The organism is Ruegeria sp. BHSC026 (assembly GCF_059613065.1).
The window spans coordinates 108,779-129,757 of the sequence record NZ_JBXWRV010000006.1 but is presented as its reverse complement, the minus strand read 5'-3'; the positions used below and the strand labels follow the sequence as shown (position 1 = coordinate 129,757).

Sequence of the window (20,979 nt, the reverse complement as noted above, 5' to 3'; positions counted from 1 at the left end):
GTCGCCGCCAAGATTTGACCAATTTTCGGCGGCAGGTTTCGGCACATGAGCAAACTTGACCGAATAATCGCCAGCAGCCCGCGCGCGCAACAGGCCCGTCGAAAGGAAAGGTTCCTCAGTGAGCGTGCGCGCAAACTGCTGCTGACCCTCACGACACTGTTGATCTTGTGGGTGTTCTATACCCAACCGCAGCTGCGGTCCGCGGTTGGGTCGTTGTTGGATCTGGTGCCCGGGCTATAGGCCCGGACCGGTCAGTTGACCGAAACGACCTCGATATCAAAGGTCAGATCCTGCCCGGCCAGCGGATGGTTGGCATCCAGCGTAACAGTGGTGTCGGTGGCCTCGACCACGGTGACCGGCAAGGCTTGCCCGTCCGGGGTCTGCATCTGCAACTGGGTGCCGGGGTCCAGCGGAATGTCGGCCGGAATGCCTTCGCGCGGGATGTCCTGACGCATCGCAGGATTCACCGGGCCATAGGCGTCTTCGCACGCCACTTCGACCCGTTTCTTGTCGCCGACTTCCATCCCCGGCAGGGCCGAATCCAGCCCTGGAATGATCTGGCCGGATCCGACCGCGAATTCCAGCGGCTCGCGCCCTTCCGAGCTGTCGAAGACTTTGCCGTCCTGCAAAGTGCCGGTGTAGTGAATGCGAACGGTGTCGCCTTGTTTGATTGCGGTCATGGTGGCCTCCGGCCTTGAAGTAGAAAGAGCCGCCCAACCTAGAGCCTGCCGCGCCGTTGTAAACCCTTTTGCGCTTTTCCCACTGGGGCAGTTGTGCAAACCTGCGCGCAATCACGGCGGAGGATCACATGGCAATCACGACCTGCGTTTTCGACGCATATGGCACCCTGTTCGACGTGACCGCCGCGGCGCGGCAGGCGGCAGCCGAGCCCGGCTTTGAAGCGTTGCAGGCCAAATGGCCCGAGCTTGCCAATCACTGGCGCCTGAAACAGTTGCAATACACATGGCTGCGCGCCGTGGCCGACGCCCATGCCGATTTCTGGGACGTTACGCAGGACGGGCTTGACTGGGCGCTCGACGCGACCGGCCTTCAGGGCGACCCAAACCTGCGCCAGCGTCTGCTGGATCTGTATTGGGAGCTTCAGGCCTATCCCGAAGTACCCGCGATGCTGAAGGCCTTGAAATCCGGCGGTCTGCAGACCGCGATCCTGTCGAACGGCTCGCCACCGATGCTTGACGCCGCCGTCAGGTCGGCGGGCATCGGCGCGTTGCTGGACGATGTGCTGTCGGTCGAAAGCGTCGGCGTGTTCAAACCCCATGCCAAGGTCTATGATCTTGTCCCCGCCCGGTTCGGTTGCGACCGGTCCGAAGTGCTGTTCGTCAGCTCGAACGGCTGGGACGCGGCCGGCGCCAGCGGATACGGCTTCGTCACGGCCTGGGTGAACCGAGCGGGTGAGCCGATGGACCGGCTGCCTTGGGCACCCGCCCATGTGCTGTCCGACCTGACGCGCATCCCCGAACTGGCGGGCCTGTGATGCCGCGTTTCACGACCACCGATGGACTGAACCTTTACTACGCGGACACCGGCCAGAGGCAGCCGCTTCTGTGCTTGGCCGGGCTGACCCGCAACAGTCTCGATTTCTCGTTCCTGGCACCGCATGTCGCCGATCTGCGCATGATCGCGCTGGATTATCGCGGCCGGGGGCAATCGGCCCACGATCCCGACTACCGCAACTATACCGTGGCGCAAGAGGCGCAGGACGTAATCGCGTTGATGGACCATCTGCGCCTGGACCGGGCCAGCATCCTGGGTACCTCGCGCGGCGGACTGATCGCCATGACGCTGGCAGCCACGCATCCCGACCGTCTGGCCGCCGTGATTCTCAACGATGTCGGCCCGGTGATCGAGCCGCAGGGCATCTCCCGGATCATCGACTATGTGGGCCGCAAACCGGTGTCGAAAACGCTTGATCAGGCGGCTGTGGCCTTGAAACAGATGATGGAGCCGCAATTCCCCGACATTCCGCTTGCGGTCTGGCGCAAACAGGCCGCGTTCCAATACGAAGAAACCGACGACGGACTGGCCCTGCGCTATGACCCGGCCCTGCGCACCGCCTTGCTGGAACAGATCGAAGCCGGCGAAACCCCGGACCTGTGGCCCCTGTTCGATGCCTTGCGCGCCGTGCCAACAGGCGTGATCCGCGGCGCCAACTCGGACCTTCTGAGCCGCGACACGGTCGATGCCATGCGCGCGCGCCATCCCGGCCTGATCACGGGCGACGTGTCCGATCGCGGCCATGTCCCGTTTCTGGACGAGCCACAATCCCTCGACATCATCCGCAAGACATTGGAACTGGCATGAGCACCATTGACCTGATCGAAGCCGCCGCCGACCGTCTGGCTGACCATGTGCGCAAAACGCCGCTGCTGACCTCGCCCTTTCTGGACCAGATCGCGGGGCGCCGGGTGCTGGTGAAACCAGAATGCCTGCAGCACACTGGCAGCTTCAAGTTCCGCGGGGCCTGGTCGGCCATTTCCGCGCTGGACGACGCGGCCCGCAAACGCGGGGTTATTGCCTATTCCTCGGGTAATCATGCGCAAGGGGTAGCCCATGCCGCAACTCTGCATGGCACCAGGTCGGTCATCGTGATGCCCTCGGACGCGCCCCGGCTGAAGATCGAGAACACCCGCGCTCTGGGGGCCGAGGTGGTGCTGTATGACCGCGCCTCCGAAAGCCGCGAGGATATCGGCGAGGCGCTGGCGGCCGAACGTGGCCTGACCCTGATCCGCCCCTATGACGAACCGCAGGTGATCGCCGGGCAAGGCACCGTCGGCCTGGAACTGGCGCAGCAAGCCCGCGATCTGGGTGTCGAGACTGCCGATGTTCTGGTATGCTGCGGCGGCGGGGGTCTGACTGCCGGCGTCGCCCTGGCGCTGGACCGCCACGCGCCCGGCCTGCGCGCCCGCCCCTGCGAGCCCGAGGGGTTCGACGATGTGAGACGCTCGCTGGCCGCAGGCAGCATCCAGGCGAATGCGGCTACCTCCGGCAATATCTGCGACGCGATCCTGACGCCGCAACCCGGAGAGATCACCTTTCCCATCCTCAACCGCCTGTGCGGGCCCGGTCTGGCGGTCTCCGAGGCCGAGGCGCTACAGGCGATGGCCCAGGCCTTTCTGCGCCTGAAGATCGTGCTGGAACCCGGCGGTGCGGTTTCGCTGGCGGCGGCGCTGTTCCGAAAGGACGAGATCGCGGGCGATGCGGTGATCGTCGTGGCCTCGGGCGGGAATGTCGATCCGCAGGTCTTTGCCGGGGCATTGGAATTCCTGACCTGACAAGCGGTCGGGCTAGGTGCCATAAGGTGCGGCAAACGCTGCAGAAACCCAATAAAAGAAAAAGGTCGCCCAGATGCACATCGCGGATTTCGGAGAGGTCAAGCTGCACTATCGCGAGGACGGAACCCCTGACGGGGCACCCGTTGTCTTTGCAAACTCGCTGGGGACCGATATGCGCCTGTGGGACCCGATCCTGCCGTTGCTGCCCGACGGTCTGCGCATCATCCGCTATGACAAGCGCGGGCATGGATTGTCTTCGCAGCCGCCTGGCCCCTATTCGATGGGCGCTTTGGTGCGCGATGCCGAGCGATTGCTGGATTACCTTCAGGTCCGCGACTGTGTCTTTGTCGGACTGTCCATCGGTGGTATGATTGCACAGGGTCTGGCCGTGAAACGATTGGACCAGATCAGGGCGATGGTGCTGTCGAACACGGCAGCCAAGATCGGCACTCCGGCGATATGGGCCGACCGGATCGCGGCCGCGCGCAAAGGCGGGATCGAAGCCCTGGCCGACGCGACGATGGAGCGATGGTTTTCCAAGGCGTTCCGGTCCTCGCCGGACGTCCACCTGTGGCGCAACATGATGGTGCGGCAGCCGTTGGAAGGGTACCTGGGCTGTAGCGCCGCGATATCGGGAACCGATTTCTTCACGCCGACCAGCGGATTGCGCCTGCCGACGCTGGGCATCGCCGGGTCCGAGGATGGATCAACACCCCCGGACCTTGTGCGCGAAACGGTCGATCTGATCCCCGGCTCGCGGTTCGAGTTGATCCGCAAGGCCGGACACCTGCCCTGCGTCGAACGGCCCGGCGACTACGCGGCGCTGCTGTCGGATTTTCTGGCCGAAACCGGGCACGTCTGAGAAGGAGGAACCGGTGGCGAATTTTCTGTTGATCCACGGGTCGTGCCATGGCGCCTGGTGCTGGCGCGACCTGATCCCCAAACTCAGATCGCTGGGGCACAGCGCGCGCGCCATCGACCTGCCCAGCCACGGCGCAGACCCGACGCCGGTGTCGGCCGTCACCCTTGACGATTGCCGTGACGCGATACTTGCGGCGTCCACACCCGACACCATCCTGGTCGGGCATTCCTGGGGCGGCTATCCGATCAGTGCCGCGGCCGACCATGCGCCCGACCGGATGCGGGCGCTGATATACCTGTGTGCCTACGTGCCCCGGCCCGGCCTTTCGATGATCGACATGCGCCGGCAGTCTCCGCGACAACTCATTGCGGATGCCGTTGAAAAATCGGCCGACGGCCTGTCCTACACTGTCCTGCCGGAACGGGTGGAGGGCCTGTTCTATCATGACTGCGCGCCTGAAACGGTGCGCTATGCCCTTGCGCGGTTGTGCCCCCAGGCCATCCGCCCCCAGGACACGCCTTTGGACCTGAGCGGCGGTTTTGCCCGCGTTCCCAAGGCCTATATCCGCGCCACAGACGATCGGACCATTCCCCCGGAATACCAAGAGGACATGAGCCAGATCGCACCACCGGATCTGCGCCTATCCATCGACAGTTCGCACTCGCCCTTCTTTTCGCAACCCGGACATCTTGCACAGCAACTGAGCGGATTGGCCGCCCGGCTCTAGCGGTTGGGAAGTGACCGCACGTCACAAGCCGTTTGCCGCCGCAAACCACCCCGAGCGGGTTCATAGACCGGCATGGCCTCGCTAGGCTCGGCCCGAAAAATAACAGTTGGCACAGGCATGCGGCTTCCTTTTCTTTTTGCGTTCGGAACCGTGATGATCGATGCAATGGGCATCGGTTTGATCATGCCGATCATGCCGCAGCTGATCGTCGAGGTGCAGGGCGGGTCTCTGGCCTCGGCCGCCATCTGGGGCGGCATTCTCAGCACCGCCTTCGCGGCCATGCAATTCCTGTTCGGGCCGGTTCTGGGAAATCTGTCCGATGCCTATGGGCGCCGGGTCGTTCTGCTGGTGTCGCTGCTGATGATGGCGCTGGACTATGTCGTGATGGCGATTGCGGGCAGCATTTGGCTGCTGCTGGCCGGGCGCCTTCTGGGCGGCATCACGGCGGCCACGCATTCCACCGCCGCGGCTTTTATCGCCGACGTGTCGAAACCCCATGACAAGGCAGCCAATTTCGGGCTTTTGGGCGCGGCATTCGGGGTCGGATTCGTGCTGGGGCCGTTGATGGGCGGGCTGCTGGGCGAATATGGCACACGCGCACCGTTCTGGGCCGCCGCGGGGCTGTCGGTGCTGAATTTCTGCCTTGGATTTCTGGTCATGCCGGAAACGGTGACCGACAGAAACCGCCGCCCGTTCCAGTGGCGGCGCGCCCGGCCCGACAGCGCCCTGCGCGCGATTGCCGGCCTGCCCGGTATCAGGCCGCTGCTGTGGGTCTATTTCCTGTATTCGGTGTCGATCTATGTCTACCCGGCCATCTGGTCTTATTTCACGGTCGAGCGGTTCGGCTGGTCGACCCAGATGATCGGGCTGTCTCTGGCCGTTTACGGGCTGGGCATGGCTGCCGTTCAGGGCGGGCTGATCCGCCCGGCCACCCGGCATCTGGGCGAGCGCAGAACGATCCTGCTGGGCATGGTATTTGAGATCGTCAGCTTTCTGCTGTTGGGCTTTCTGACCAATGGCACCATCGCCCTGATGCTGATCCCGATCACCGCCTTGGGCGCGATGGTCACCCCGGCGCTGCAGGCGCAGATGTCGCGCGCAACGCCGGATTCGCAACAGGGCGAGCTGCAAGGTGTGCTGGCCGCCCTGCACGCCTTGTCCATGATCCTTTCCCCACTGGTCATGACGGCAGTGTTTGCGCAGTTCGCCCGGCCCGATGCCGCGATCTATCTGCCGGGGGCGCCTTTCCTGCTGGCTATGGGCCTGATGCTGGCGGGCTTCGCGTTGTTTTTACGGGTCCGGGCTTCCGATATGTAACAACGACATGGGAATGACGTTTTCCGTCTTGCAGCCCACGGTTTCAAACGCCACCGTGACCCAAACCAAAAGAGGGATCCATGCAGACCATCAAAGCCGCCGTATGCCGCGCCTTCAACCAACCGCTTGTCATCGAAGACATCCAGATCGCGCCGCCCGGCATGGGCGAGGTCGAGGTCACGCTGGATGCGGTGGCGATCTGCCACTCCGACATCACCTATGCCAGCGGCGCGTGGGGAGGGTTTCTGCCCGCCGTCTACGGGCACGAGGCCGCTGGTGTGGTCTCGGCCGTCGGAGAAGTCAGCGGCGGATTCAAGGTTGGCGATTCGGTCGTGGTGACCCTGATCCGCGCTTGCGGGTCTTGCCCGTCCTGCGCCAGCGGCAAGCCGGTGATCTGCGAAACGCCCTATGACACGGTGAACGGGCCGCTGCGCACGGCGGACGGTGGGCCGCTGGAACAGGCGATGGCCTGTGGCGCATTTGCCGAAAAAGTTGTGGTCAGCCATCGCCAGATCGTAAAGATCCCCGACGCGATGCCCAAGGACGTGGCCAGCCTGCTGTCCTGCGGGGTGATCACCGGCGTGGGGGCGGCGGTCAACGCCGCGCAGTTGCGCCCGGGTCAGGATGTCGTGGTCATCGGCGCGGGCGGGGTGGGCCTGAACGCCATCCAGGGCGCGCGGCTGGCCGGGGCCCGGCGGATCGTGGCCGTCGACATGACCGAAGAAAAGCTCGAGATCGCCAAGGAGTTCGGCGCCACGCACGGGGTTCTGGCCACGCTGAAAGAACCGTGGAAAGCGGCGTACAAGGCCCTGGGCGGTCGGGGGGCCGATGCGGTTCTGATCACCGTTGGGGCCATCCCCGCCTATGATCAGGCGCCCCGCTATTTGGGTCGTGGTGGCAAGGCGGTGATGATCGGCATGCCGCATTCCGGCGCGCAATCCAGCTATGAGCCGGTCATTCTGGCAGCACTGGGTCAGGGCATGGTCGGGTCGAAGATGGGCGACGTGGTGATCCAACGCGACATTCCGTGGATGATCGATCTGTATGAACAGGGGCGGCTGAAGCTGGACGAGCTGATCTCGGGTCGCTGGACGCTGGAACAGATCAACGAGGCCATCGAGGACACCAAGACCGGGTCGGCCAAGCGCAACGTCATCGTATTTGACCGGGGCTGACGGCCCCGGACCACCGGCGGGAGGAGACCGGATGAAACTACAGGATCTCGACATCATCGTGACCGCTCCGCCCGCGCCGGGCTGGGGCGGGCGCTATTGGATTCTGGTGAAGGTCACCACCGACACCGGCATCACGGGCTGGGGAGAATGTTATGCCTCCTCGGTCGGCCCCGAGGCGATGAAACACGTCATCCGTGACGTGTTCGACCGCCACATGGCCGGCGAAAACCCCGAGAATATCGAGCTGATGTTCCGCCGCGCCTATTCCAGCGGCTTCACCCAGCGCCCCGACCTGACTGTGATGGGGGCATTCTCGGGGCTGGAAATCGCGTGTTGGGACATTCTGGGCAAGGACCGGGACCGCCCGGTATACGCTCTGATCGGCGGCCGGATGAACGATCGCATCCGCGCCTACACCTATCTGTACCCGCTGCCGCAGCACAATCTGACCGATTTCTGGACCTCGCCCGAACAGGCCGGGGAAAGCGCCGCCGAAATGGTCCGGCGCGGCTTCACCGCGGTCAAGTTCGACCCGGCCGGTCCGTACACGATGCGCGGCGGGCATATGCCGGCCATGTCCGACATCTCGATGTCGGTGGCCTTCTGCAAGGCGATCCGCCAGGCCGTGGGCGACAAGGCCGACCTGCTGTTCGGCACCCATGGCCAGTTCAACACCGCGGGCGCCATCCGCCTTGGGCAGGCAATCGAACCTTACTCGCCGCTGTGGTTCGAAGAGCCCACCCCTCCGGACATGATCGAGGACATGGCCCGCGTCGCGCGCAATGTCCGCATTCCCGTGGCCACAGGCGAGCGGATGACCACCAAGGCCGAATTCGGCGCGGTCCTGCGCTCCGGTGCGGCCGAGATCCTGCAACCCGCTTTGGGGCGGGCTGGTGGTATCTGGGAGATGAAGAAGGTCGCCGCCATGGCCGAGGTCTTCAACGCGCAGATGGCGCCGCATCTCTACGCCGGGCCGGTGGAATGGGCCGCAAACATCCATCTCGCGGCCTCGATCCCGAACCTGCTGCTGTTGGAGACCATCGAAACGCCGTTTCATGACCGGCTGATCAAGGGCTCGATCCGGGTCGAGAACGGCTTTGTCGAACCGCCTTTGGCCCCTGGTCTGGGTATTGAGGTCGATGAGGATCTGGCCCGCGCCCATCCCTATTCCGGCGACGGTCTGCACCTGCAGATGCAGGAAGACCCCTGCGATTATGTCAACGGCAATGCCTTCCAAGGCGGCGCCCCTGCCACCGAGGGGTGACAAGGCCGGGCGGCTTGGTGCATACAGGCCCGGCCCGATCTTCAGCGCTGCAAGGTGTATCTTGACCCGTCCAGACACTGACCGAACATTTCAGCCCGCCAAACCAACGTTGGACATGGCCGCAAGCGCGACCCAAGCCGCCGCGTTCCTCAAGACCCTCGCCCATGAAGGGCGGCTGATGATCCTGTGCCACCTGAGCGCCGGCGAAAAGTCGGTGAGAGAGCTGGAGAAACTGCTGAATCTGCGCCAGGCCGCAGTCAGCCAGATGTTGGCGCGGCTGCGGGCTGAAGGGCTGGTTTCGACCAGACGCGAGGGCAAGGCGGTCTTTTATTCGCTTGCGGACGGGAACACGGCGCAGGTCATCGATCTGCTGTATTCGCTGTACTGCAAGCCGCAAAGCTGACCCGGATCAGCGCGAGACATACCCCGCGATCACCTGCATCAACTTGAACGCCGTCGCCGCGTCGTTTTCGACCACGGCCAGGAACTCTTCTTCGCCGATGCGCAGACAGGTCAAATCGGTTTCGGCCACCATGCTCAGCGCGCGGGGCTCCTTGCGGATCAGCCCCAATTCGCCGACCAGGGTGCCCGGCCCGACGCGGGTCACCAATTGGTCGGGGCCGCTCTCTTGCGGCAGGTACAATCCCGCCTCGCCCTCGATGATCATATAGGCCCCGTCGGTGGGCTGATCGTCTTTCAGGAAAACGACCTCTCCGGCGCTGGCGCGATACCATTGCGCCCCGAAGGCCAGCAGGCGCAACTGCCGCCGGTCCAACCCCGAAAACAACGGCGTCTGTTCAAGTGCGCGCAGCTTGCGGACCAGATCGGCCGAGGCTGCGCCTTCGCCTTCGGATTCGGATGCGATTTGATCTGACACGACCCGACCTTGCCGGATTTCGACATACATGTCGAACACGCCCGGAGTCTGGAACTGATCGTTCAGATAGATGATCGTGGTGTCGGGCAGCAGCGCCCGCAGGTTCCGGAACACCGCGATCTGGGTTTCCATGCCATAGCTGGCAAGCGCGTTTTCCAGGATCAGAATGTCGGGCTTCTTGATCGTGGCGCGGGTGAAGGCCAGCGGCTCGGACAGGGCCGCCGGCAGGTTCTGCCCGCCCAGCGCGACCGGGATGTCGTAGATCAGTTCGATCACCATCGGGCGCGCGCCGTTCTCGGCCAGCACATCGGCGACCAGTTTGCGCACCTCGTCCGAGCGGGCGCCGCCGATCTGGCTGACCTTGCCGAACAGCGCGTTCTCCAACACCGTCAGGCCCGGGGCGAATTGGTTGGGATCCAGCGGCGCGAATACGTCGTTCAGCCGCTCCATCAGCTTGTGAGAATGGCTGTGGCGCAATTCCAGAATGCGGTTCTTCAACTCGTCGGAAAAGGCCGGCCCGATCTGCTCGGCCGAGATCACGAACGGCACCGCCAGCAAGCTGGCCAGTTGCTCGTCATCCAGCCCGGCAGCCCCGGTCTCGCGCGTCCGCTCGACCAGTTCGACCGCCGCCTCGTAGGTTGCGGCCTCGAGCCCCAGTTTCCGGAACAGCGGGTGGTCGGTTCCATCCAGCCCGAAGATCTGCCGCAACATTTCGATCACGTCGCGCGTCAACGCCACCAGCGTCTCGTCCAGCCCCAGCTCACGCAACTGACCTAGAAAAACGGTCTGCCGCGCCAGCAACTGCTGGGTCACCGGAACGCGCGGAACCGCAAACAACAGATTTTCGGCCACAGGCAGCGCCGGATTGTAGGACGCACGGTCAAACAGCAGCGCCTGCTGTTCAAGACCGGCCGTCCGAATGGCATCCTGCACCACCGGCCGCAGTTCGATCAATCGGGCGGCCAGTTCGGGGTGCAGGTCCTGATCGAACACCTGCTCGGCCCCGCGCTGAAACAGGGTCGGTCCCGAACCCATCCCCTCGATCAGCTTCAGCCACCAGTCCCGCAGGTCCTGGGTGGTTTCAAACCCGGCCAGCGACGGTTCCAGCCATTCGGCGTCGAGCGGATCGGCGCTGTTGCCAGCGCGCAGCGTTTCCTGAAAGTCCGGATCGTCGGGCGGTGGGGTCAACGGGCGCTGCCGCAGCGGCATCATCACGTTGTCGCCGATGGTTCCCTGAAACATCACCGGGCGCGAGGTCGCATGCCCGATCCGGGCGGCGATCACCGCCTGATGCAGGCCCGACAGATCCTGCCCGGCGACCTCGACCTTGCCCGATCCGGGCAGGATCTCGCGCGTCAGCAGATCGGCTAGCGCGCGGCGGTCTTCCTCGCTGGGGGCGGCGATGCCGATGGTCCGGCCGGCACCGAAGGTCAGGTTCAGATCGTCCAGAATCTGGTTCCCGTCCAGATCGCGCACCGTCACTTGATCCAGCACGATGTCGCCCTTCAGGTGCGGAACGTCCTCGGGCGTGCCGTCGAACAGCCTTTCATCCAGCATTCCCTGGGGGGCGAAGCGTTCGATCACCACCTCCCACCGCAGCGACATGTCCTGGGTCTGGTTATAGTAGGTCAACAGTTCCTTCCAGGGCGAGCTGAGATCCTTGTACGCGGCCAGGGCGGCCACCAGCGCCCCCAATGACACCGACCCCTGCAGCACCAACAGACCGCCCACCAGGTAGAACATGAACGGCGTCAATTGGGTGATGAAGTTGTTGATGAACTTCATGAAGAATTTCTTCTGGTAGATCTCGAACCGGATGCCGAACAATCGGCCCAGCTGCGCCGAGATCAACGCCAGACGATAGCGCCATCCGCCGTTCTGGCGCAGGGTGGCCGCGCCGGCCGCGTTTTCGCCGATCTGGGCGGCCAGAACGCGGACCTCTTGAATGCGACGCTTGTTGAGCAGGTTGATCTGCCGTTGCAGCCGCGGAATCAGCCAGGCCTGCACTGGTATCAGCGCCACAGCGGCCAGGCCGAACCAGACGCTTTGCAGGAACAGGAAGGACAGGATGGTCAGCATCTGCCCGGCCTGCAGAACCGGCTGGCTGATCGCGTCGCCCATCAGGCCGCCCATCGGCTCGCTTTCGGCGGTGATCATCGAAACCAGCTCGCCTTGGCTGACCCGTTCGAAATAGGGCTGCGGGAACCGCACCGCCCGCCGGATCAGCTGATAGCGGAACCGACGCAGCATGCGTTCGCTCAGAACGCCCTTCATGGTGTTGATGCGCATTTTCATCAAGCCATGCGCCAGGACGGCGGCCAAAAACGCAAAACAAAGAATGATTAGGAATGTCGTTTGTTCCAGGGCAAAGCCCCAGACATCGACCACCTCGCTCGAGGCGCCGATCGCATCGTTGATGATGCGCTTGGGCAGTTCCAGCGTCAGATACAGCAGTGGGAAAAGGGTCGCCGTCACGGCCAACAGGATCAGCTGATCGCGTTTTGAGTACTTCCAGATAAACCCGAAAATCGAACGTTCTATGGCGCCTGCCCCTGCTGATGAACCAAATCTCAAAACTGGCAACGTTCGAATGAACAAAGCAGGCCGACGGTACAGCATTCGCAATCGGCGACGCAAACGGATTCAGGTGGCGGGAAACTAATTCGGCTTGTGTGAACTAGTTCATTTGCGAACGCGGGAATTTGCACCTAATCTGTGCTGGGGATGATATCGGGAGGGTTCATTTGCCTGCCACACTGGGCACAGTGCTGCTTTTGGTTGCGTTGCTTCAAGTCAAGCACATGTTTGCCGACTTCTATCTCCAGACCCCCAAGATGTTGTCGGGGCGCGGGGTGTATTTCCATGCTGGGCGCGCCCAGCATGCGCTGGTGCATGTCATCGGCTCGGTCATCGTATTCGTGATCTTCGGCGCCCCATTGTCCTTCATTCTGATGATCGTGGCGCTGGAGTGGATCATCCACTTCAACATCGACTTCGCCAAGGCCAGCTATTCCGACAAAAAGCAGTTGCAACCGAACCAGGCGGCGTATTGGCGCGCGGCGGGGCTGGATCAGTTTTTACACAACCTGACCTATGTCGGCATGGCCTGGGCATGGGTCGAGTTCGTGCCCAGATGATCACAGCTCGACCGGCCGGTTGCGCTTGACCGGACGCAGGACGACATTCGTCTGCGCGCTGGCAACTGCCGGCAGTCGAAACAGGAAATTCTCGAGAAACTCATTGTAGGCAGCCAGATCCCGGCACAGGACCCGCAGGTGGTAGTCGGCCTGGCCGGTGGTGGAATAGCACTCCTGCACTTCTTTGCATGTCTCGATCGCGCGGATGAATTCCACGATCCGGTCCGGGTCGTGGCGGGTCAGATGCACATGCACGATCGCCTCGAACGCCAACCCCATCGCGGCCGGGTTCACGACCGCGCCATAGCGTTCGATGACACCGGCCTCTTCCAGCGCGCGCACGCGCCGCCAAAGGGCCGAAGCCGACATACCCACCGCATCCGCCAGATCGGCATTCGACATGCGACTGTTCTTCTGCAAAAGCGCCAGGATGCGGCGATCTCTGTCGTCCAGCTCCAACATGCGCCCAGATTATTTCAAAAATCGCATATTTGTGAACAAATTTTTCGGATAATACCTATTTTCTCGGAGAAATTGGAACGATTTTTCACGCAGATCGGTCCAGAATTCTCGGGTTCAAAACTACGCGCGGACCCCAACCATGAGCCACCACGACAGCGCACTTCGGACCTATCAACTTGCAGACCGCTATGAACAGACCACCGGCCGGGTATTCCTGACCGGCACGCAGGCGCTGGCACGCATCCTGATGGATCAGGCTCGGCGCGACCGCGATGCCGGGCTGAACACGGGCGGGTTCGTCTCGGGCTATCGCGGCTCGCCCTTGGGCGGGCTGGATCTGGAACTGTGGCGCGCGCGCGAACGGCTGAAATCCGACAACATCACCTTCATGCCCGCCGTGAACGAAGATCTGGGCGCAACCGCCGTTCTGGGCGCGCAGCAGGCGACCCTGGACCCGCAATGCGAATTCGAAGGTATCTTCTCGATGTGGTACGGCAAGGGGCCGGGCGTCGACCGCTCAGGCGACGCATTGAAACACGGCAACGCCTATGGCTCGGCCCCCAAGGGCGGCGTGCTGGTCGTGGCCGGCGACGACCATGGCTGCGTCAGCTCATCCATGCCACACCAGTCCGACGTGGCCTTCATGGCATGGTTCATGCCCACGCTGAACCCGGCCTCGGTCGAGGAGTATCTGGAATTCGGCGAATACGGCTTTGCTCTGTCGCGGTACTCCGGCACTTGGGTGGGGTTCAAGGCGATTTCGGAAACCGTCGAAAGCGCCCGTTCGGTCGAGCTGCGCCCCGACCGACAGTTCATCCTGCCCGAGATCGACCTGCCCCCCGGCGGGTTGCATGTGCGCGCCGCCGACCTGCCCTCGCCCGAGATCGAGACCCGCATCCAGCACAAGCTGCGCGCCGTGCGCGCCTTTGCCGAGGCCAACCCGATCGACCGGCGCGTCTATGATATCGACAACGCCAAGTTCGGCTTTGTCACCACTGGCAAGGCGCATTTGGACCTGATGGAGGCCTTGCGCCTGCTGGGACTGGACGAGGCCGCCTGCCGCCGTCTGGGCATCGACATCTACAAGGTCGGCATGGTCTGGCCGCTGGCGCGGCGCAACGCGCTGCGCTTCGTGAAGGGCAAGGCCGAGGTGCTGGTCGTCGAGGAAAAGCGCGGCATCATCGAAAGCCAGTTCAAGGAATATTTCTATGACTGGCCGGGCGACAAGCCGCACAAGATGGTGGGCAAATACGACAGCCACGGCGAACCGCTGATCCCCTGGACGGGCGAGCTCAGCCCGTTGATGCTGGTGCCCATCGTGGCCGACCGCCTGCACCGGTTCTTCCCCGAGGAGGACCTGCTGGCCAAGGCCAAGGCGCTGACCGACCATCCACCGCAACTGATCAACGTGCCTGGCGCGACCCGCACGCCCTATTTCTGCTCGGGCTGTCCGCACAACACCTCGACCAAAGTGCCCGACGGCTCGATCGCGGCAAGTGGCATCGGCTGCCACGTCATGGCCTCGTGGATGGATCGCCATACCGTCGGCTATGCCCAGATGGGCGGCGAAGGCGTGCCGCATGTGGTGGCGTCCAAGTTCAACGGCGGCAAGCACATCTTCCAGAATCTCGGCGAGGGCACCTGGTATCACTCGGGCTCGCTGGCGATCCGGCAGGCGGTCGCGGCCGGGACCAACATCACCTACAAGATCCTCTACAACGACGCCGTGGCCATGACCGGTGGCCAGCCGGTGGACGGGCCGGTCAGCGTGGCCGGCATCGCCCAGACCTGCCGCGCCGAGGGCGTTGAGCGGATCGCCATCGTTTCGGACGACATCTCTAAATTCCACCACGCCGATTTCCCGGCGCAAACAACCTTCCACGACCGCGCCGAACTGGACACCTTGCAACGCGAGCTGCGCGAGACGCCGGGCGTGACCGTCCTGATCTATGAACAGACCTGCGCCACCGAAAAGCGCCGTCGCCGCAAGCGCGGCACGATGGAGGACCCCAAGCGGTTCGTCTGGATCAACGACCTGGTCTGCGAAGGCTGTGGCGACTGCTCGGTCGAATCCAACTGCCTGAGCGTCGAGCCGCGCGAAACCCCGCTCGGCCGCAAGCGCAAGATCAATTTGAGCTCGTGCAACAAGGACTTCTCGTGTCTCAACGGATTCTGCCCCAGCTTCGTGACCATCGAAGGCGGCGAACGCCGCAAACGCATGGCAAAGCTGGATCTGGCAAAACTCGAGGACGGGCTCCCCGACCCTACCCTGCCCCGCCTGGACAAACCGTTCGAGCTGCTGGTCACCGGCGTGGGCGGCACAGGCGTGGTGACAGTTGGTGCGCTGATCACGATGGCGGCCCATCTCGAGGGGAAAGGCGCCTCGGTCCTGGATTTCACAGGCTTTGCTCAGAAATTCGGAACCGTTCTCAGCTATATCCGTTTGGGAGACACTCCAAACGCGCTGAACCAGGTCCGCATTGATCAGGGCGCGGCCGATGCGGTGATTGGTTGCGACGTCGTCGTCAGTTCGGCCCCCAAAGCCTCGGCGCATTACCGCAAGGGTACGCGCGTGGTCCTGAACCGGGCGGAAATGCCGACCGGCGATATCGTTCTGCGCCGCGACGCTCAGTTGCAGGTAAAAGCCCGTGAACAGGCAATTCAGAACGTGGTTGGGGCGGAAAACCTGTTCGGTTTCGACGCCAACGCGGTGGCGGAAAACCTGCTGGGTGATGCCGTGTTTGCCAATGTGATCATGCTGGGTTTTGCGTGGCAGCACGGTCTTGTGCCGGTATCGCATGTCGCGCTGGGTCAGGCGATCCTGCTGAACGGTGTCGCTGTCGAGAAGAACCGTCTGGCTTTTGCAATCGGGCGCAACATGGCGGTTCGTCCGGACGTTCTGGCGCTGCCTTCCGACGACTTTGGTTCGGACGAAACACTGGATCAGATGATTGCGCGCCGCACCGCCTACCTGACCGAGTATCAAAACGCAAAATACGCGCAGGCCTATGCCGATCGTTTCGCCGCCCTCCGCTCGGCGCTGCCGCAGGCTGACGAGACCCTGCTGCGCAGCGTCGCTCGCAACCTGTTCCGCTTCATGGCCTACAAGGATGAGTTCGAAGTCGCGCGGCTGATGACTTCGGACCATTTCGCCCAGGACCTGGCCAACCAGTTCGAGGGCGATTTTGCGGTCCGCTTTCACATGGCTCCGCCCCTGCTGAGCCGCAAAACGGACGCACGGGGCCGACCGCTGAAAAAGGCGTTCGGACCTTGGATGCAGCCGGTTCTGCGGGGCCTGTCAAAGATGCGGGCGCTGCGCGGAACAGCTCTCAATCCGTTTGGCTATCACGCCGAAGCGCGCCTCCACCGCGATCTGCTGAATTGGTATCAGGGGCTGTTGGACCGCGTTGTGGCCGAGTACGGCGATCGGGATGCCGAAACGTGGCAAAGCATCCTGGCCTGCGCTGACGAGATCCGCGGTTATGGCCCGGTTCGGATACAAGCGGCCGAGACTGCCAGACGAAAGGTCGAAGACTTGTTGCGCGCGCCGCGCGCTCAGGCCGCCTGATCCAGCACCGAGGCCTTGTAAGCTGCGAGCCAAGCCGCATCCAGCCGGTCGACAACGGCTGGATCGAACCGGTCTTCGACCTCCCAATACCGGCCGGATGGCACCACGTAACCGACCTCACACTCGGCCTGCAGCAGAGCATCGACGTGTTCGGTGCTCGGCAGGGCCTCGGGGATCACTTCTGTATGCGAAACGGATGGATAGACCAGCCGGCTGGGTCCGGAGGACAACCGCACCACATTGCAATCCTGACGCGCCGCCAGCAGCGCCAGCCGTGCCGATTTCGCCTCGAGCGAGCGCAAGGTGACGTCGGCGCGCAAGGGATCGGCCGTTCCCTGGCCGTAGAAATGGGTATTGCCCGAGCGCGGATAGACCATGTCGCAGCCAAAGTAGGCCAGTACCGATGGTTTGAGATCGCCCAGCGCCCAGTACCCGGCGGTAAAGGCCATGGTGCCACCGGCATAGACGAAGCCGCCATACGCGTTCTGGATCGGGACATAATCCTGCGCCGTCACGATGCGCTGCGTCGCTGTCAGACAGTCGGGGCGGTTCTCGGCCGGAAAATCCTCGGGATGGATCAGGAAATCCCAATCTTCGCGGATGCGCCAGGCGTTGTTGATGGCCACGATATGAGTGAACGCCCCGCGCGCCCAATCCCGCGCCGCCAGTGCTGCGGGCGCACTTCCCAAGATAAGAACTCTGGTATCATTCTCCGCCATCGAACACGCCCTCTCTCAGTGTTTCCCGAGAGCTAGCGCATTTGTCCGGCATGGCTAGCCAAGGACCGAAAAGCTGCTTTCCTCGTTGATGGGCCGCTTGCGGGAATAGAAACCCACGTCGATGGTACGTTTGATATAGGGCAGCTCGAATTGCAGGGGCTGGGCGTCGTGATCCGCACCGCCCTCACAATACTCCACCAGCGCGGCCATCATCTTGCCCGCGATCGGCGCGTTCTTGTACTGGTTCCCGCTGGTGCCGCAGGCCATGTAAAAGCCCGGCAGGCTGGATTTGTCATAGATCGGGATCCAGTCAGTCGAGGCGTCATAAAGATCCACGACCCCCCGCATCCGCGAGGGGATGCCCAGGTTGGGAACGCGCTGCGCGTATCGCATCGCCTGCGTCGTCCACTGGTCCGTGAAGTCGTGGTTGTAGTGCACGTCATCCTCGCACCACTGATGCGGGTCGCAGTCCGGGTCCTCGGATCCGATCAGGATGTGGTTGCCGTGTTCTGGCCGGCAGTAGCAGGCGATATCGCTGTCCGATACGATGGTTCCCTGACGCTCGAAATCGAACCCTTCGGGCGCCGGCGCATGCACCACCTCCTGCCGCAGCGGGCGGGTTTCGATGGTCATGTCGTCCAGCACACCCGCCATGCGGTTGATGATCGACGATCCCGGCCCGGCCACGTTGATCACCACGGGCGCGTGAATCTCTTCGCCCGAGGCCAGCCGGACGCCTTTGACCCTGCCACCTTCCTGCAAGATTTCTACGACCTCGACCCCGGTCCGTACCTGCGCGCCGTGTTGCTTGGCAGCATCCAGAAGGTTCTGCGCCGACAAGGCCGGGTCGGTTACATAACCCGCCTTAGGCCAAAATACCCCGCCGCCCATCCGCGCCCCGTTCGGCTGGCCGAATTCCGGGTCGTCCATCCGCTTGGCCGGGGCAAAACTTTCAAGAGAGTAGATCGGCAGGCGGTCGAGAATCTGTTCGGCTGACCATTCTTCGAAGGGGCAATCCAACTCGGCGCTGTATTTCTTGTGTTTTTCCAAGTGGCCGTTGGCCTCGGTCTTCATGACCAGGCACCCGGTCTCGCGGAACTGCGCCAGATCGGCCCCGTCGGGCAGGCCCAGATAGTCGGCCCAGTCGCGCCAGTAGTGATAGCCCTCCCACGCAAAGGCTGTGCCGTCGAAGGTGGAATAGTGCATCCGGATGATCGCGCAGGACCCGGCGGTCGAGCCATGCCCCACCTGCGCGTTGCGGTCCAGCGAGAGGGTCTTCCACCCGGCCTTGGCCATCTCGAACGCGATGGCCGCGCCGATCACGCCGGTTCCGATGATGATTGCGTCAGGCTGGCTCATGGCTTGATCCTCCCTCCCAGCAGCGCTTGGCATAGGCGCTGAATTCCTCGATTTCCTCGGGCCGCGGTTCGACCCCGGTAAAGACGTACAGGTAATGCGGCACCAACGACAGGCGCGTCGCCAACGGCTCGTTCAACTGGGCCAGATCATAGCCGATCTGCATGTAGTACAGCACGCGCGCGCGGGTCTCGGCCTCGACCGCCTCATAGCCATAGCGGGCAAACATGGCGCGCAGCGCGGCCAGGCGGCGCGCATCGGACTGGTCCAGCATCCGCCGCACCTTGCCCGACCGCCGCGCCCAGTCGCGCACGGCAAAATCCAGCGCCGTGTCGAACAAGGCGGTGTTGACCACGCAGCGATGCACATTGCAGACGGCGGCGGTGATGGTCTCGGCCGGGGCTTCGGCCTGCGCGATCAGGGCGGCGGTGTTGGTGGCCTGCCAGCGATCCAGCAGCGCATCCAGCAGGTGCTGCCGGGACTTGAAGTACCAGTAGAACGAGGACCGCGACACCGCCATGCGGTCAGCCAGGTTCAACACCTTGACCTGCTCGACCCCATCCGAGATCAAGACATCCATCGCCACGTTCAACCAGTCATCGCGCGTGACCTTGACGTTGCCGACAAGCGGCTCGGCCTTGGGGTCGTCACGATGCAGGATGGGTTTGCTGTTCATCTCAACTCTCCGGGGGTGCGCCGCCCTCGGCGGTTCGGCGCGCGATGAAGTCGCGCATGGCGTCCAGCCCCGGCTGGTCCTGCGCGGGTGGTTCGAAATTTTTCAGAATGTCGCGCCAAACCGCAGTGGCCCGGTGGTTCGCATCGACCGATCCGCGTTCGGTCCAGGTGCCGAAATTGGCATAATCATGCAGGTGAGGTTCATAGAATTCGGTGGTGTAGCGCTCCATCGTCTGGCTGGCGGCAAAGAAATGGCTGCCGGGCTCGACCTCGCGCAAGGCAGTGTCGAACCCGATCTCGGCTTGGCCTGCCTGAGCCCCAGCACACAGCTCGGCCACCATGTTCAGCACCTCGGCATCGCAGACCAGCTTTTCAAAGGACACGGTCAGCCCCCCTTCCAGCCAGCCGGCCGAATGGATGATCACCGTGGCCCCCGCCATCAGGCAACCCCACAGCCCGAACTGGTTTTCATTGGCGGCCTGCACGTCATTGGCGTTAGAGGCCGACCCGGCCGCCGACCGCCACGGCAGGCCCAGATGCCGCGCCAGTTGCCCCGCTGCCAGTGAGGCCTGGAAATGCGAGGGCGTGCCAAAGGCCGGGGCGCCTGATTTCATGTCCACGTTACTGGTGAAGGTGCCATAGCAGACCGGCGCGCCGGGATTGGCCAGTTGGGTAAGGGTCAGGGCGGCCAGCGCCTCGGCATGGGACAGGGTGATCGCGCCCGCGACCGTGATCGGCGCCATCGCTCCCATCAGCGTGAACGGCGTGATGATCGACATCTGCCCGTGACGGGCAAAGTCGATCAGCCCCTGCGCCATCGGAATGTCCAGCGTGCGCGGGCTGTTGGTGTTGATGATGGTGTAGCAATGCGGCCGGGCGCGAAACTCGTCATCCGGCAGGCCCCGCGCGACGGTCAGCATCTGGAAACAATCCATCACCTGCGGCGTCCCGCGCGAGAAGAAGAACGGAAACTTGTCGGTCAACTCCATCTGCGCCTGCGTGGTGAAATAGTGGCGCAGGTGAGTCGGCACGTCCTGCGGCTCGACCTGCGGCGAAATCATCTGGAACACGTCGAAATGATGGGTGAGCTTCAGGAACTCGAGGTAATCCTGCCCGCTGGCCGGGCGGCGGCCGCGTTCCAGATCGGTGGCATTGGGCGCGCCTGCGCCGGGTTGAAACACCAGGCTGCCCAGCTCCAGCGTGAAGTCGCGATGCCGCGCCCCTGCCCGGCAGGCGATGGATTTCGGGGCCGAGTCTACCGCAGCCTCGACCAGATCGCGACCGATGAACACCATTTCGCTGTCTTCATCCACCCGCGCCCCCGCGGCGGCGAACAGGCGCCGCGCCTCGGGCAGCAGGACCTTGACGCCCAGTTCCTCCAGCGTGCGGAGAGCGGTTTCGTGCATGTCGGCGATCTGGTCGGCGGGAAAGACCTCCATCACCGGAAACGGGTTGCGCAACTGGCGATAGTTAACATCCCGATGGGTCGCGGGTGCGGCCTCAGCGCCCCGGCCCCGCCGACGGCGATCCCTGCCCCGCGCCGCCAC

Annotated in this window: 19 protein-coding genes; 12 read left to right on the top strand and 7 right to left on the bottom strand. The window is 63.5% G+C overall.

The genetic code is table 11. The annotated features are described in order from the left end of the window. Positions 1-45 precede the first annotated feature (45 nt). The gene (locus tag AC2FME_RS09930) at positions 46-240 is read left to right on the top strand and encodes a hypothetical protein (RefSeq protein WP_496686888.1); all 195 of its coding nucleotides are present in this window, start codon (positions 46-48) and stop codon (positions 238-240) included. 11 nt (positions 241-251) lie between these two features. Here AC2FME_RS09930 and AC2FME_RS09925 read toward each other — a convergent pair whose 3' ends face one another. Beyond that, positions 252-680, bottom strand: a complete 429-nt coding sequence (locus tag AC2FME_RS09925) for an FKBP-type peptidyl-prolyl cis-trans isomerase (protein ID WP_149775631.1) — start codon at positions 678-680, stop codon at positions 252-254. Between the two features lie 128 nt (positions 681-808). Between AC2FME_RS09925 and AC2FME_RS09920 the strand changes: the two genes are divergently transcribed. The 9 genes from AC2FME_RS09920 (at position 809) to AC2FME_RS09880 (ending at position 9,041) form a co-directional block, all read left to right on the top strand. Then, a complete protein-coding gene (locus AC2FME_RS09920; RefSeq protein ID WP_496711817.1) occupies positions 809-1,495 on the top strand; it encodes a haloacid dehalogenase type II in 687 nt (228 codons plus the stop codon). Then, positions 1,495-2,322, top strand: coding sequence for an alpha/beta fold hydrolase (locus AC2FME_RS09915; RefSeq protein ID WP_496800340.1), 828 nt, complete (start codon positions 1,495-1,497; stop codon positions 2,320-2,322). Before AC2FME_RS09920 ends, AC2FME_RS09915 begins: the two co-directional genes overlap by 1 nt. Continuing rightward, positions 2,319-3,293 carry a threonine ammonia-lyase gene (locus AC2FME_RS09910; RefSeq protein WP_496686885.1) on the top strand — a complete coding sequence of 325 codons (975 nt, stop codon included), beginning with the start codon at positions 2,319-2,321 and terminating at the stop codon, positions 3,291-3,293. Before AC2FME_RS09915 ends, AC2FME_RS09910 begins: the two co-directional genes overlap by 4 nt. Before the next feature lie 73 nt (positions 3,294-3,366). Continuing rightward, a complete protein-coding gene (gene pcaD, locus AC2FME_RS09905; protein ID WP_496800339.1) occupies positions 3,367-4,155 on the top strand; it encodes a 3-oxoadipate enol-lactonase in 789 nt (262 codons plus the stop codon). Positions 4,156-4,168: 13 nt separating this feature from the next. Further along, a complete protein-coding gene (locus tag AC2FME_RS09900) occupies positions 4,169-4,882 on the top strand; it encodes an alpha/beta fold hydrolase (protein WP_496743104.1) in 714 nt (237 codons plus the stop codon). A 117-nt stretch (positions 4,883-4,999) separates the two neighbouring features. Next, entirely contained in the window at positions 5,000-6,199 is a 1,200-nt protein-coding gene (locus tag AC2FME_RS09895; RefSeq protein WP_496711821.1) for a TCR/Tet family MFS transporter, read from the top strand. Positions 6,200-6,279: 80 nt separating this feature from the next. Beyond that, complete coding sequence (locus tag AC2FME_RS09890) at positions 6,280-7,374, top strand: Zn-dependent alcohol dehydrogenase (RefSeq protein ID WP_496800338.1); 1,095 nt, start codon at positions 6,280-6,282, stop codon at positions 7,372-7,374. Positions 7,375-7,405: 31 nt separating this feature from the next. After that, positions 7,406-8,638 (top strand): mandelate racemase/muconate lactonizing enzyme family protein, encoded by a 1,233-nt coding sequence (locus tag AC2FME_RS09885; RefSeq protein WP_496682528.1) that lies wholly within the window; start codon positions 7,406-7,408, stop codon positions 8,636-8,638. Between the two features lie 115 nt (positions 8,639-8,753). Further along, positions 8,754-9,041, top strand: a complete 288-nt coding sequence (locus tag AC2FME_RS09880) for an ArsR/SmtB family transcription factor (RefSeq protein WP_496682527.1) — start codon at positions 8,754-8,756, stop codon at positions 9,039-9,041. Between the two features lie 6 nt (positions 9,042-9,047). On the opposite strand, the gene AC2FME_RS09875 is transcribed toward AC2FME_RS09880, so the two are convergent. Further along, on the bottom strand, positions 9,048-12,134 hold the full coding sequence (locus AC2FME_RS09875) for a cyclic nucleotide-binding domain-containing protein (protein WP_496800337.1): 3,087 nt from the start codon (positions 12,132-12,134) through the stop codon (positions 9,048-9,050). Between the two features lie 125 nt (positions 12,135-12,259). Between AC2FME_RS09875 and AC2FME_RS09870 the strand changes: the two genes are divergently transcribed. Continuing rightward, a complete protein-coding gene (locus AC2FME_RS09870; protein WP_496711826.1) occupies positions 12,260-12,652 on the top strand; it encodes a DUF3307 domain-containing protein in 393 nt (130 codons plus the stop codon). On the opposite strand, the gene AC2FME_RS09865 is transcribed toward AC2FME_RS09870, so the two are convergent. Beyond that, positions 12,653-13,114, bottom strand: a complete 462-nt coding sequence (locus AC2FME_RS09865; protein ID WP_496682521.1) for an Lrp/AsnC family transcriptional regulator — start codon at positions 13,112-13,114, stop codon at positions 12,653-12,655. Between the two features lie 139 nt (positions 13,115-13,253). Between AC2FME_RS09865 and AC2FME_RS09860 the strand changes: the two genes are divergently transcribed. Further along, positions 13,254-16,682 (top strand): indolepyruvate ferredoxin oxidoreductase family protein, encoded by a 3,429-nt coding sequence (locus AC2FME_RS09860; protein WP_496800336.1) that lies wholly within the window; start codon positions 13,254-13,256, stop codon positions 16,680-16,682. Here the strand turns inward: AC2FME_RS09860 and AC2FME_RS09855 are convergent. From AC2FME_RS09855 to AC2FME_RS09840, 4 genes are read right to left on the bottom strand one after another with little or no spacing between them, the layout of a single operon-like run. Further along, on the bottom strand, positions 16,670-17,401 hold the full coding sequence (locus AC2FME_RS09855) for a hypothetical protein (protein ID WP_496686874.1): 732 nt from the start codon (positions 17,399-17,401) through the stop codon (positions 16,670-16,672). The two genes, AC2FME_RS09860 and AC2FME_RS09855, sit on opposite strands and share 13 nt — an antisense overlap. A gap of 54 nt (positions 17,402-17,455) precedes the next feature. Next, positions 17,456-18,760: an NAD(P)/FAD-dependent oxidoreductase gene (locus AC2FME_RS09850; RefSeq protein WP_496800335.1), complete on the bottom strand. Its 1,305-nt coding sequence runs from the start codon at positions 18,758-18,760 to the stop codon at positions 17,456-17,458. Further along, complete coding sequence (locus AC2FME_RS09845) at positions 18,747-19,433, bottom strand: TetR/AcrR family transcriptional regulator (RefSeq protein WP_496711830.1); 687 nt, start codon at positions 19,431-19,433, stop codon at positions 18,747-18,749. Before AC2FME_RS09845 ends, AC2FME_RS09850 begins: the two co-directional genes overlap by 14 nt. A 1-nt stretch (position 19,434) precedes the next feature. Next, positions 19,435-20,979 carry a trimethylamine methyltransferase family protein gene (locus tag AC2FME_RS09840; protein ID WP_496800334.1) on the bottom strand — a complete coding sequence of 515 codons (1,545 nt, stop codon included), beginning with the start codon at positions 20,977-20,979 and terminating at the stop codon, positions 19,435-19,437.

Bases quoted from the DNA above. Each gene is read 5' to 3' on its own strand.
- AC2FME_RS09845 (WP_496711830.1), bottom strand. From the start codon at position 19,433: ATGAACAGCAAACCCATCCTGCATCGTGACGACCCCAAGGCCGAGCCG.
- AC2FME_RS09885 (WP_496682528.1), top strand. From the start codon at position 7,406: ATGAAACTACAGGATCTCGACATCATCGTGACCGCTCCGCCCGCGCCG.
- AC2FME_RS09925 (WP_149775631.1), bottom strand. From the start codon at position 680: ATGACCGCAATCAAACAAGGCGACACCGTTCGCATTCACTACACCGGC.
- AC2FME_RS09915 (WP_496800340.1), top strand. From the start codon at position 1,495: ATGCCGCGTTTCACGACCACCGATGGACTGAACCTTTACTACGCGGAC.
- AC2FME_RS09850 (WP_496800335.1), bottom strand. From the start codon at position 18,760: ATGAGCCAGCCTGACGCAATCATCATCGGAACCGGCGTGATCGGCGCG.
- AC2FME_RS09910 (WP_496686885.1), top strand. From the start codon at position 2,319: ATGAGCACCATTGACCTGATCGAAGCCGCCGCCGACCGTCTGGCTGAC.
- pcaD (WP_496800339.1), top strand. From the start codon at position 3,367: ATGCACATCGCGGATTTCGGAGAGGTCAAGCTGCACTATCGCGAGGAC.
- AC2FME_RS09875 (WP_496800337.1), bottom strand. From the start codon at position 12,134: ATGCTGTACCGTCGGCCTGCTTTGTTCATTCGAACGTTGCCAGTTTTG.
- AC2FME_RS09930 (WP_496686888.1), top strand. From the start codon at position 46: ATGAGCAAACTTGACCGAATAATCGCCAGCAGCCCGCGCGCGCAACAG.
- AC2FME_RS09865 (WP_496682521.1), bottom strand. From the start codon at position 13,114: ATGTTGGAGCTGGACGACAGAGATCGCCGCATCCTGGCGCTTTTGCAG.
- AC2FME_RS09895 (WP_496711821.1), top strand. From the start codon at position 5,000: ATGCGGCTTCCTTTTCTTTTTGCGTTCGGAACCGTGATGATCGATGCA.
- AC2FME_RS09855 (WP_496686874.1), bottom strand. From the start codon at position 17,401: ATGGCGGAGAATGATACCAGAGTTCTTATCTTGGGAAGTGCGCCCGCA.
- AC2FME_RS09920 (WP_496711817.1), top strand. From the start codon at position 809: ATGGCAATCACGACCTGCGTTTTCGACGCATATGGCACCCTGTTCGAC.
- AC2FME_RS09880 (WP_496682527.1), top strand. From the start codon at position 8,754: ATGGCCGCAAGCGCGACCCAAGCCGCCGCGTTCCTCAAGACCCTCGCC.
- AC2FME_RS09860 (WP_496800336.1), top strand. From the start codon at position 13,254: ATGAGCCACCACGACAGCGCACTTCGGACCTATCAACTTGCAGACCGC.
- AC2FME_RS09890 (WP_496800338.1), top strand. From the start codon at position 6,280: ATGCAGACCATCAAAGCCGCCGTATGCCGCGCCTTCAACCAACCGCTT.